Genomic DNA, 12,104 nt, shown 5'->3' on the forward strand with positions numbered 1-12,104 from the left:
CCGACCACCCGGTTCGCCGGTGTCCAGCCTCTGGTTCCGCTCTTCCTCAACGCGATGACCGGGATAGCACCACAACAGGTGCCCGATCACGGCCGGTTCGATGAGCGCCAACTTCAGCAACGCGGCGGGCGGCAGGTTCAGCGTCGTGTACCGCGAGAATCCGAGGAGCTCATCCTGGCCAACAGCAACGCGACGTCAACGCTCGCCAGCGCGCTAAGTGCGGTCGGCCTGATGTCGGGTGACGCCCGGCGCATCCACCTGAACACAATTGAGGAAGCCGTGATGTCCGGAAGGGACCGCTCCTACGCCATCGGCCATCGAGCGGATTGCAGCGGAAGCCGAGGTGCCTGTGCTCATGAAGGAGGTCGGCGCGGGTGGCCAATGTCGGTGGCCGGGGCGGCACGCCCTCCACCCCGGTCGAGAAAAGTCGCCGCGAGCGTGCCGACCACGCCTTCCGGACGACACTGGGGCAGCCCACTCCGGCCTACCTGCTTGCACGCTTACGGCGCCGGAATCCTGCCGGCGACCTCTCGCTGCCGCACCGGTACCGGCACAACGATTGGACATCCGCGATGAACACCTCGGCCCCTCACTCGTGCCATCACCAGGACCCGGTCGCCGAGATCCCCATGAAATGGGTGGGACCGCTAAGGGTTTCAGGGAACATCGTCGCCACGCAAACCACCGTCCCGCTGGCCACCTACGAGTCGCCGTTGTGGCCATCGGTGGCGCGTGGCGCGAAAGTCTCCATGCTGGCGCCGCACGGTATCGTGGCCACCTTCCTCGACGAACGGATGACACGCTCGGTCCTCGTCGAAGCCCGTGACGCACAGACCGCGCACGACGCCGTAACCTGTCTCACCGCGCAATTCGATCAGCTACGCGAGGTAGTGCGCGCGGACAGCAAATTTGCCGATCTGATCGGCTTTCGGCACGAGATCACCGCCAACCTGCTATTCCTGCGCTTCGAATTCACCACCGGCGACGCCGCCGGGCACAACATGGTCACCCTGGCCGCCGACGCGTTGCTCACCCACATTCTGCGGTCCATTCCCGGCCTCTCCTACAGTTCGATCTCGGGAAACTACTGCACCGACAAAAAAGCAACCGCGATCAACGGCATCCTCGGCCGCGGGAAGAACGTCGTCACCGAGTTGCTCGTCCCGCGCGCGGTCGTTGACAACGTGCTACACACCACCGCCGCCCGAATAGCTCAACTCAACATCCGCAAGAATATGATCGGGACGCTGCTGGCCGGCGGTATCCGCTCCGCGAACGCCCATTACGCGAACATGCTGCTCGCCTTTTATCTGGCAACCGGTCAAGATGCGGCCAACATCGTCGAAGGTTCACAAGGCGTTACCGTGGCCGACGACCGCGACGGCGACCTCTACTTTTCCTGCACCCTGCCTAACCTGATCGTGGGAACAGTCGGCAACGGCAAGAACCTCGATTTCGTCGAGAACAACCTGGCTCGACTGGGCTGCCAAGCCGACCGCGAACCCGGCCACAACGCGCGCCGACTCGCCGTGATCGCGGCAGCGACCGTCCTCTGCGGTGAACTCTCACTTCTCGCCGCTCAAACCAACCCCGGCGAACTCATGCGCGCACACACACATCTGGAGCGCAACAATGTCGCCCCGGGGTAGAAAATGAGCGAGCCGCGACGATGCGACCGAAGTACGGCCAAAAAGGTACGTTCGGTTCCGTCCTCGAAATGGAGAAGAAGATCTTCCATCCATGCCTCCTCGCACGGGGCGACGGATGTCTCTGTCCGGCGCGTGACCATGTCCGTGACGTGAAAGGTTCTTGTGGTGTCCACTGTTTCACAGAGTTCTGTGCCGACCATGCGGCGGTTGCGGGGCGTGCCGGATCCGATGTTGCGGGAGGCCGTTCAATCGGATCGGGTCGTGGGAGCGGTCGTTGCCGTGCGGCCGCACAAGATCTGACGGGATCTCCAACCCATCCGGCATATCAACCAAAGCCAGGAGGATACTATGCTCCAAGATGACACAACAATCGTGTCGCACACTCTGCACGAAGTCGTGCTACCGTTTCCGCTGCGTGCCCACCCGCAGGCAGTCGAATGTCGCAGGGTGACCACCGAGTGGTTGGTCTCCACTGGCGTAGCTGCTACCGAGTACGCCATTCAATGACTGGCGAAGGCGGATCTATCCACCTTCGCGGAGTGGTGCTTCCCCAGACGCCCCGCTAGAGCGGTTGATCCTGGCTGATAAGTGGATCTCCTTGGGCATCCTGTTGGACGACCAGTTCGATAGCGCACCGCTGGGACGCAAACCCGGTCCGGCCGCTGCGGTCCTCAACCACATGAACGCCGCGATCGAGGAACCGCGGTCAGTCTCAGACCGACTGCATCCGTTCGAAGTGGCTATGGTGGACTTGCTGAGCGACCTCGCTGCTGTCATGTCACCGGTCTGGATGCGACGCCACCGTCATCACATCACGTTGTGGTGGATGGGAGTGGCCCAGGCGATCATTCATCGCACCCGACCCGACACCGCAGCCGTTGAACAACGTCGCCGTATCCGTCGCAAGACCGTTGGTATGGACGGGCTAAGCGACCTGCTTGAAGTAGCTTGCGGGTTCGAGCTGCCACTCGCCCTCTATGCCATGGACGAGATCCAACGCATGCGCCAGATCGTTGTCGACATGACTTTCTACCAGAACGATATGTGCTCGCTGGACCACGAGATCGCCTCAGGATGCGACGACAACATCCTGCTGGCGTGGGAAGCGGATGGGAACACTTTGCAGCAAAGTATTAAGCTGGTCAAGGGTCACATCACCAAATTGGCGGACGAGTTCGTCACCCTCACCACGCTGTTGCCGACCTTGGCACAAGAACTCGAGCTCACCGAACGTCAGCGAGGAGGCCTGCATCGATGGGCAGATACCTGCGCTCTCTACTCATCCGGCGCCGGGCACAGCCAAGCGATTTGCGGGGCGCTACACGAATCCGCAATCTGTCACGGCCCACGATCACCATCTTGACACGCTGGTATGCCCCGATGAATCCAGGAAAAAGTCCCAAAAGTGAACCTACGAAACACGCTGGTCGATCATTTGACAACCCATCACTGTAGTGAAATAGGTTTTCATTCTGCTTGACAAGTCGGTTCTGACACCGCCCCGGAAAGCGGCTCTACTGTGGGACCGCCTCCCGTGTTGTCTGAACGGCGCAAAACCCGCCAAAACCAGCACGTGCAGTTCCACTTCACCAGCGACGTGTCAAAGGACGTATCGGCACCGCGACCCGCCAGCGACCGATAACTGCAACCGCCACTCATATGCCGTTCATATCACGCATCTACAATGGACTGAAAAGTCCATTGTAGATGCGTTGATCGATTGTATCTCAAACGGCTGCGCCGATAATAACGTAGTTTCCACGGTTGTTTTGCTCCGCGCCGGTGGGGCCACCCGCTAGTTCGCAGGACACCGTGAAGGAGGTGTACCGCAGGTCGGCTCGCACGAGCACGCCGTCACCATCTTGCTCAATTCTATAGTAGACCGTCTTGCCCTGCCTGCCCGATGTGCTCAGAATTACTGTACCGCCGATAACAGCGTGTCCGGAACCTGAGATAATGTTCGCAGAGAACACGTTCAGGCACTGCACGGCCACAATCTCTGTCTGTCCCCGCCTTAGGATCGTCATGGTGCCAGTTGCTGCTTGCGTGATGCTGTCCACGCCGACCGCGTTGACTGTGACCTGCGTGGTGGGAGCATTGGCGTAGCTCTCGCGCACGCTGGCCGTTCCCGTCACAGAAGCGACAGTCGCCGCTGCTGCGGGAACGGCGTTAAATGAGACTACCATGAAGCCGAGAAGTGCGACCATGATGGCAGATAGCTTTGTCTTTTGCATAATTCATTCCTTGCACAGGGTACGACCCGAGAAAATACCTGGAGTTCTCTCGAGAGATATGGTTGATCGCAACCATGTCGATGAACGTGTTTGTTTATGGCAGGCTACCCTGGTCGAACCATCGGTCAGGCAGGTAAAATCGTCGTCGTGGCACTTGGCCGCGTCGTACCTGTCAGGCGTCGTGCGGTGGTCCAGGCCGAGCACTTCACATCGTGACTAACATCAAGAGCTTAAATTGTGACCTTGTGTTGCGCAATGAGCATGTCCGTTCGGTCCGAAGATGTACTTGTTTGGTACGGTGTCGACATATGCACGTGACGTGCCGGTCACGTCGTCGCTCCGTGCGCGCCACCAGTGAAACAGTGCTCCAGCGGAGCAGGCCACGGCAGACCTGGAGGGCATGGAGATGCCCCTACGGGTCGCCGTGATGTGCTGCGTGGCGAACGGGCCGGGCGAAGCGGACCTGGGTGTCGCGTCGGGCAACGACAAAGCCAGATCTTCGTCACGGGCAAGGTCATCGAGACGCTCCCCGAGCACCAGATCGTGGGGACGCTGATCGAAGAGGCCACGCGGCTCGCCGATGAGATAAACGAGACCACGGCGGAACAGCGGAGGAGACAGCGATGAGTGCTAGGTCCGGAGGCCGCAGTGGAATCGTGCCGTATATGAGCGACGTCGTCGACGACCTCAGGCGGGTGTCGACGGTGGGCACGCGCCGTGTGACGCCGCCCATAGGGCATTCGGCCACGACGGCGCGTGCGGGTCGCCGGTCCGCGTCAGACCGGCGAAGCTTGAGAGGCCGATGGCGGCTCGGGTTGGGAAGCCGACGAGCAGACGCAGCGGACGAACTCCCGCATCGCGCGCACCTGGCACTCCACGCCTATCGAGCCGAAGCCCTACGAATCAACTACCAATCCGGTGCCTATCGCACGGTAGCCTGGCTACATATCGTCTTGTCTGTCGAGTCGGGCCAATCCTATCAGAACTGGTCGATGTGTCCAGGAGAAGTCAGCGAAGAAGCTGATTGACAGACTGGGAGACGCGTTTTGCGATCTCTCGAGCCGCCTCACCGACTTCCTCGCTGCCTTCTCGGACCACCACTCCGCCCAACTTGATCATCGTGCTGACTGGAGAATTGGAGGTGGCGGCCTCCGTATCTGGCGCAGTAGGAGACTCGGCGAACGCGGTCATTGTAGCCGCTCCGAGACCCAGAAGAGCTCCGGCAACGACGACTGCGATTCGGCGGAGTGTGGAACTAATCATGACGTTATCCTTTCGACTGATCATAACTATGGGGTGTGTCAGGGTCCGCGGTGATCGCCGCCCGCATCGGGAGACGATTGCCAGCCGAATGATTCTCGTGACCTTGCTGGAGCAGTGCATTAGCGACCGGTTCTGGCGCACGCGGCCCGAGTCGCGCCTGGACCGTGCGAGCGATCCGTGACCGTCGCTGGTTTCATGTAGATGGTCAGAGCGGTGCGGTGACGGACGGCCGGGTTCGTTCGTGTCCGTCAGGGCAGTTCGCAGTTGCGCACGGTGCCGCTGTTGTCTATAAGGACGGTGCAAGTGTCGGTGCCGGTGTCACCGTCGAGCGTGCCTGAAGCGCTGGTGCCGTCAGGCACGCCCACGGCGGTGAGGACATCGTTGCCATCGCCGCCGTCGAGTCGACCGACGGAGATGCCAACACCACCCGGGCCGTGCGCGGAGGCGGAGACGTTGTCGTTGCCGGCTTCGCCGTCAAGCACGGCGCCGTCGCTGCCCGCGGTGAAACCGTCGGCGGTGATGATGTCGTCGCCGTCTCCGCCGTCGATTCCGCCACTGTTGAGGCCCTCAACGCCTTTGCCCGCCGCGCTCACAGCGAGTACGTGGTCGTTGCCTGGTCCGCCCGTGATGGTCCCCTTGGTGCCGATGCGTGTGCCGTCGGCGGTGATGCTGTCGTGGCCCGCTCCTCCGTGCATGCGGGCCCTGTTGCCGGTATTGCCGCCGATGGCGGTGAGAGTGTCGTTGCCATCGTCACCGGCCATCGTCCCCTTGTTGCCGATGCCAGAGGCGGTATGGGCGGAGGCGGTGATTGTGTCGTTGCCGGGCCCTCCCAACATGGTGGATTGATCGCCGTTGCCCGTGGCACCGCTTGTGATTCTGACGTCCTCAGCGGTGACAAGGTCGTCGCCGGGCCCTCCGTCGATGGTTCCTGAGTTGGCGGCTGCCAGGTCGCGGTATCTGCTGAGGATGTTGCTGGTGACGGTGATGGTGTCGTTACCGCCCAGGCCCTCGACGGTGGTGCCTTCGTAGACGCCCAGCGGGCACAGGATGATGTCTGGGCCGTCAGTGCCCGTGATCCTGGTACTGGTGACCGAGGTGGTCTGGGTCGGGGCGGACAGGGGTGCGATCGTGCAAGTGCTGGCGGTCGCGGCGCCGGCTGCGGGGGCAGCGACGATCATCGCGAACGCGCTTACCAACAGGGCTGCGGATGCGGAACCGGTCCACACGGTACGTGCGTGACGGAGCCAGGACGGATGGGGATCATTCATAGATCTGCTCCTTGTGCTCGCCGGGCGCATGCCGGATGTAGGGCGTGACGCCTGCCCGGCCTTATCACCGTTCGGGTTCGGATGGAGCCAAGCGCATCGGTCGATCGGGCTCCGGCGACGGCGGGAGGCCGTGTCGAAATGTTGCACTGCGCGGCACGCTGGACACCGTGCGATGGCAGACGAAGGACTAGTCGGAGACTTCATCTTGTGGTACGTGTACTGAGTCACTCTCGTTCGCTAGCCCGTTCACCGTAGACATATGCGTCCGAAAGAAGGAAGATATGAGATGTCAATCGTGACCGTCGCGAGTGGACATCTGTATCCAGACTGTGACGATCAGCCAAAACTCTGTGGCACAACATTTCCGACGTGCCACACACTGTCTAGCTAATTCCGGGTCTCGGCGTTTCTGCTGGGGCGCGGCGGTCTCATTCTTCGATACCTCCAACGCCTTGACCGGGTCCACCTCGTCCGGATCGCCGCCGAACAGCACCATGCGCTTCGCGCTCTGCTCGCCGAACTCCTTGTCCCAGGACTGTTGGGCACGGGCGAGTCGGTCGGTGACGGTGCAGTCTATGTCCGCCTGTGTGAACGTCCTCTCGGCCGGGACCTGCCCTTGGCCGCCGGTTGGGTCGCCGGAGGTTGGCTGCCCTCCGGATATCGGTCGGTGCGGGCGGTGGGGAAGGTGCTCCGTCAGACATGGCGTCGAGACTGCGATCGGGGCATTACTCAGGTCGCGAGAACGCCTACAGTCATGGATCTGGCGGAGTCGAAGGTATGGCTGACAGTGCCGTCGTCCTGCCGATACTCGGGTCCGTACGGCCCGGCCACGGCGGTGGCGCCCGCTGCGATGGTGACAAGCTCGTCGACGACCGCATGGCCGTCCACTATGACTGGAATGTCCACGGGCATAGTGTGGCTGAAGTCGTCGGCGTACTGGACGACGACCAGCTCGGTGTCGTCGCCCTTGCAGAACATGCCGTTGGGTGTTGCAGTCGCGTCCACTGCCATGACGCGGCTACCCGCTCGCCTGACTGCCGTTGCAGTATTAGGTGCCACCGTCCCGCCGCTGCCGTCGGTGGACGTCGTAAAGGGGGGTGGCCTTAGGTGATCGGTGCCGCTGTCCGAACGGTCGTGGGCTCTCCGGCGCGGATGTGTCCTGGTCCGATGATCGCGTGGTTACCCATCTGGCCGGTGTTTTAGGTTCCGATCAGCGACCTGATGGGTGGGTCGATGTGCGGGAGTTGAGAACCGGGCAGAACGACGGTGGGAAGTAGCTGGCCACAGGCATCGACTGCAGACGCGAGGATGACCGGCCGGGGGAGTACCGTGGAGTTGTGTTTCATCGAGTACACCGGAAATGACATTTGTTGGCATATTCCGATCTGACCGGGAACGATATGCTTCTGGCCTGTGAAATCATACTGGTTCCACACGCAGACTTGTCCCATGAGGCAGTCGCTGTCTGCGGCTGCGGCGGGCCCTGTGCCAAGCGGTATCGTGAAGAGAACGAGTGACGCGGCAATCGCAGCTGGTCGCGAATTACGACGTCTTCGCCACATGTCTATCTCCTTAAGGGGGAACCGTCGGCGGCCGAATTTAAGCTCTGCCGACAAGGATATTCAGCCATTCCGGAGGATCGCACTCGATTGCCGCGCGAGCACACCCATACGTACGACCAAGGAGCTATACAAAGTGTCACATCGACAGCGTGGACCACTCGATCGTGAGGCAGTGTTCGCGAAACCTGGGATGCGGGCTCCCTCGGAACGTTGTCGAAGCCACCTTCTGAACGGGTTGAGCGAGTCTGGCATTTGGTAGCAACGTCAGTACATCAACGTCGATCTCGCGTCGAAGCGGTTACACGGCCGGGGTAAGGGAAAGCTGTGGCGGTGCGCCCCTGGCCATCCAGGCGCGGGCGACGTTGGCGAGGACTCGCAGGACACCGAGGCTGGTGCTGCAATCGATATGGCCGACTGTGCCCCACTGGCTGAGGCGGACTCTTTGGCCTGCAGACAAAGAATGTTACCCGAGTCGAGATCGGCGTTGAACACCTTCGCCGCGAAGTAACTGCGGTACATGAACGCCAGCAGACTCCTAGTGACGCCGATGCGCCCGTCGACACCGAGTTCCGGCCGGGGCAGCGTCACGGATGACGCAGGCGGGGTACCAGGCGAGGGACGGTTTTGGTCGTGGGATGCCCGCGTGTAGAAGTGTGGGCATCCCACGATCCGCTGGTTCTATGTAAATGGTCAGCGCGGTGCGGTGACGGACTGTCGGGTCCGTTCGTGTCCGTCAGGGCAGTTCGCAGCTGCGCACGGTGCCGCGGTTGATGACAAGGACGGTGCAAGTGTCGGTGTCGGCTCCGCCGTCGAGGATGCCTCCACGGCCACTGCCGTAGGGGACGCCTACGGCGTTGAGGAAGTCGTTGCCAGTGCCGCCGAGCAGTTGACCACCGTTGTTGCCGTAACTACCGGGGCCGTGTGCGATGGCGGAGAGACTGTCGTTGCCGCCTTGGCCGATGAGTTTGCCGGCGAAAACGCCGGAGGTGAAACCGTCGGCGGTGATGATGTCGTCGCCGTCTCCGCCGTCGATGTCCACGAGGTTGACGGCTCTACCCGTGGCACTCACGGCGAGCACCAGGTCGTTGCCTGGCCCGGCCGTGATGATCCCCTGGGTGCCGAGGTCACCGCCGTCGGCGGTGATGCTGTCGTTGCCCGCTCCTCCATCCATGCGGGTGAGAGTGCCGGTATCGCCGCCGATGGCTGCGAGGATGTCGTTGCCGTCGTCACCGACCATCGTTCCGTTGTTGCCGATGCCGGAGGCGGTATGGGCGGCGGCGGTGATTGTGTCGTTGCCGGGCCCTCCCAACATGGTGGATTGATCGCCGTTGCCCGTGGCACCGCTGACAATTCTGACATCTTCGGCGGTGATGATGTCGTCGCCAGGTCCTCCGTCGAGTGTTCCTGCGTTGGCGGCTGGCAGATCGGAAAACCTGCTGAGGGGGTTGCTGGTGACGGTGATGGTGTCGTTACCGCCCAGGCCCTCGACGGTGGTGCCTTTGTAGACGCCCAGCGGGCACAGGATGATGTCTGGGCCGTCAGTGCCCGTGATCCTGGTACTGGTGACCGAGGTGGTCTGGGTCGGGGCGGACAGGGGTGCGATCGTGCAAGTGCTGGCGGTCGCCGCCGTGGCCGCGGGGGCAGAGACGACCACAACGGCCGTGCTCATTAATAGGGCTGCGGATACGGAACCGACCCGCGCGGTACGTGCGTGACGAGGCCGGGACGGACGGGATTGATTCATGACTCTGCTCCTTGTGTTCATTAAGCGCGTACCGGATGCGAGGCATTGAACGGCTGCGCGGCTTAATCACGCTCGAGTCGGACAGGGCAGGTGCACCAGTCGATCGGACGCGGGCCACGGCCGGAAACCATGTCGAGGTGTCGCACTGCGTGGCACGCTGGTCGCTGTGCGGCAGACGGACGTTCACTTTGTTGTGCGTGTTCGAGTCACTCGTGTTCGCTAGCCCGTGTACCGTAAACATTGCGTCCATAAGAAGGAAGACGTGAGACGTCAATCGTGACCGTCGCGAGTGGACATCTGTAGCCGGACTGTGACGATCAACCAGAACCTTGCCGCGCAACATTTCCGATGTGCATCTGGGCAATGGGCAACTGCGAATGAAAGGTGCTCCCTCTCGATGTTCGATGTGGTAGTACGCCGCCGGGTTTATTATCTCGGTGAAGATTCGCCCGGGGCTGACCTAGTTCGTGCCAGCCAGCGTGCGTGCGCGGTTGCGCTTACATCGGTCACTGTGAAGCACCTTGGTGATCGGCTGAGGCGTGGCCACCGGGCGAACAGGCCGTCCATCTCGACAGCGGTCGGCGTGATCCGCAGCGCGGCAGCCTTGTCACACCGCGGCCGGTTCATGTCGTCGATCGGGTACTCGACCGGGCCGGTCAGCTGGTGAGCCACCCGTCCGGGACCACGTCCGGACGTGACCGCAGGGGCTCTGCGTGGTCTGGGACGGTGCTTGAGGAAACCGCGATTGCCACCTCCGCGCCGCGAATGGCGGCGGCCATGAGATAGCAGCGCACCAGCGACAGCGCGGACTCCACCCAAAACTGTTCGGCGCCGCTGGCGTCCAGCAATTCCCGTGCGCGCTGGTGTGCTGTCTGCGCGTGGATGCAGGCGATGGGCACTGTGCCCGCCGGAGTTTCGTCGTGGTCCGAACGCATGTCATCCATGGTGGAGTTCAACCCCTGGGCTGGTTCGCCGGGCGAACTCGTGGAGGCCGTCGAGCCGGTTCGCGCTGGGGTGCCGCAGCAGGGTGGACGTCATCGCGGCGGTCGGTTTGCGGTAGCGGACTTCGTCGGAGGAGGCGTGTTCGGCGGCGAGCAGCGCGCGGTAGCACTGTTCGGGTTTGCCCAGTTGGTGAAAGGTGCGGGCGACGTCGACCCAGTAGCGGGCGCGGCGTTCGGCGCTGGGGTTGCCGGTGGGGTTGATGCGGCGGGCGTGGTCGATCGCTGCGCCGGCGTCGCCCATGACGCGGGCGATGCTGAGTTGGTAGAGCCCGACGCCGGTCGGCCCGAAGCTGGTGTAGCGGTGGTTCCCGTCGGTACCGAGGCGGGTGGCGGCGTCGACGGCTTCGGCGATGTAGGTGTGGGCGGTGTCGCGGTCGCCGTCGACCGCGGCGGTGTAGGCGGCGGTCTCCATCAGCGAGCCGTACACCGACAGCTGGTCGGGGGTGCGCAGCATGGGCTGGAGGGCGCGGGCGGTGTCGATCACCATGTGCCGGGCGGTGTCGGTGTACCCGGCGCGGCGCAGCACGATCGCCCAGACCCGGCGTGCGGTGGCTTGGGTGAGCAGGTCACCGCTGGCGTCGGCGGCCTGGGTGGCGCGGTCGGCGACGGTCCAGGCGAGCCGGTCGCGTCCTGTTTTGATCGCGAGATCGGTGGTCAGGGTGTAGAGCTCGGCGAGCTGAGCCTGGGCGGCGGTGGCGTCGTCGCCGGGGCGGGGGTCGATGCGCGTCGCGGACGCGGCGGAGATCAGGGCGGGGAGCGCGGTGGCGACTTCGGCGTACCGGCCGCGGGCGAACACACCCCGGGCGACGGCCACCGCCTGCCGGAGCCGCGCCACCTCGACAGGAGTGCCTGTGGTCAGCGGCGGGGACAGCAGCGTGCGTTCCAACGCGGAGATCGGGTCGGCTGTCGCGGCGGCGGCCGGGTTCGCGGGGTGCCGAGGATCGCGCTGCCCGCGAGGGCGCTCATCCCGGCGAGTAGGGTGCGGCGACGCATCGGGTCGTACTCCTCCCGCACCGGGATCGGGTCGCCGCTCACCCTAGGGCGTGGCGGGCTCGCGGGCCGGGCGGACACCCCGGCGCGGTGAACGGGAGTCAGCCCGAACACTTCCGGGGGAAGGAACAGTTCCTGGGCCAGGGTGTGCAGGGTGTCGACGTCGCGCAGCGTGGTGCTGCCGGTTTCCCAGCGGGAGATCTGGCTGCGGGAGCAGCCGCAGCGCCGGGCGAGTTCGGCCTGATCCCACCCGGCGGCGGTCCGGGCGATCCGCACGATCTCGCCGGGGGTGTGGTGCTGGGCCATCAGAGCTACGACGACCTCGCGGCGCGCGGTCGAAGCCATCGGCCCCCCCGGGATGTGTCCGGCTCAGCCGTCCCACCGTAACCAATT

10 protein-coding genes and 1 pseudogene are annotated in these 12,104 nt (G+C 63.5%); 3 read left to right on the plus strand and 8 right to left on the minus strand.

The window, feature by feature from the left end:
- Window positions 1-374: 374 nt before the first annotated feature.
- Window positions 375-1,649: a hypothetical protein gene (locus AB0M65_RS02870; RefSeq protein WP_364020452.1), complete on the plus strand. Its 1,275-nt coding sequence runs from the start codon at window positions 375-377 to the stop codon at window positions 1,647-1,649.
- A 571-nt stretch (window positions 1,650-2,220) separates the two neighbouring features.
- Window positions 2,221-3,012, plus strand: a complete 792-nt coding sequence (locus tag AB0M65_RS02875; RefSeq protein WP_364020455.1) for a terpene synthase family protein — start codon at window positions 2,221-2,223, stop codon at window positions 3,010-3,012.
- A gap of 364 nt (window positions 3,013-3,376) precedes the next feature.
- Here AB0M65_RS02875 and AB0M65_RS02880 read toward each other — a convergent pair whose 3' ends face one another.
- Window positions 3,377-3,883: a hypothetical protein gene (locus AB0M65_RS02880; RefSeq protein WP_364020457.1), complete on the minus strand. Its 507-nt coding sequence runs from the start codon at window positions 3,881-3,883 to the stop codon at window positions 3,377-3,379.
- A gap of 370 nt (window positions 3,884-4,253) precedes the next feature.
- On the opposite strand from AB0M65_RS02880, the pseudogene AB0M65_RS02885 reads away from it, so the two are divergent.
- Window positions 4,254-4,510, plus strand: a pseudogene (locus AB0M65_RS02885) (flavodoxin-dependent (E)-4-hydroxy-3-methylbut-2-enyl-diphosphate synthase); the annotation flags it as partial.
- A gap of 884 nt (window positions 4,511-5,394) precedes the next feature.
- Here the strand turns inward: AB0M65_RS02885 and AB0M65_RS02890 are convergent.
- The 7 genes from AB0M65_RS02890 to AB0M65_RS02920 form a co-directional block, all read right to left on the minus strand.
- Window positions 5,395-6,414 (minus strand): hypothetical protein, encoded by a 1,020-nt coding sequence (locus AB0M65_RS02890; protein WP_364020460.1) that lies wholly within the window; start codon window positions 6,412-6,414, stop codon window positions 5,395-5,397.
- 729 nt (window positions 6,415-7,143) lie between these two features.
- Window positions 7,144-7,425: a hypothetical protein gene (locus tag AB0M65_RS02895; RefSeq protein ID WP_364020463.1), complete on the minus strand. Its 282-nt coding sequence runs from the start codon at window positions 7,423-7,425 to the stop codon at window positions 7,144-7,146.
- 188 nt (window positions 7,426-7,613) lie between these two features.
- Complete coding sequence (locus AB0M65_RS02900; protein ID WP_364020465.1) at window positions 7,614-7,976, minus strand: peptidase inhibitor family I36 protein; 363 nt, start codon at window positions 7,974-7,976, stop codon at window positions 7,614-7,616.
- 733 nt (window positions 7,977-8,709) lie between these two features.
- Entirely contained in the window at window positions 8,710-9,720 is a 1,011-nt protein-coding gene (locus AB0M65_RS02905) for a hypothetical protein (RefSeq protein WP_364020468.1), read from the minus strand.
- A gap of 656 nt (window positions 9,721-10,376) precedes the next feature.
- Complete coding sequence (locus tag AB0M65_RS02910; protein ID WP_364020470.1) at window positions 10,377-10,655, minus strand: hypothetical protein; 279 nt, start codon at window positions 10,653-10,655, stop codon at window positions 10,377-10,379.
- 1 nt (window position 10,656) lies between these two features.
- A complete protein-coding gene (locus AB0M65_RS02915) occupies window positions 10,657-11,607 on the minus strand; it encodes a hypothetical protein (RefSeq protein ID WP_364020473.1) in 951 nt (316 codons plus the stop codon).
- The gene (locus tag AB0M65_RS02920; RefSeq protein ID WP_364020475.1) at window positions 11,577-12,056 is read right to left on the minus strand and encodes a helix-turn-helix transcriptional regulator; all 480 of its coding nucleotides are present in this window, start codon (window positions 12,054-12,056) and stop codon (window positions 11,577-11,579) included. The genes AB0M65_RS02915 and AB0M65_RS02920 overlap by 31 nt, the downstream gene beginning before the upstream one ends.
- Window positions 12,057-12,104: the final 48 nt, after the last annotated feature.

Source organism: Amycolatopsis sp. NPDC051071 (genome assembly GCF_040682875.1).
Taxonomy (GTDB): domain Bacteria; phylum Actinomycetota; class Actinomycetes; order Mycobacteriales; family Pseudonocardiaceae; genus Amycolatopsis.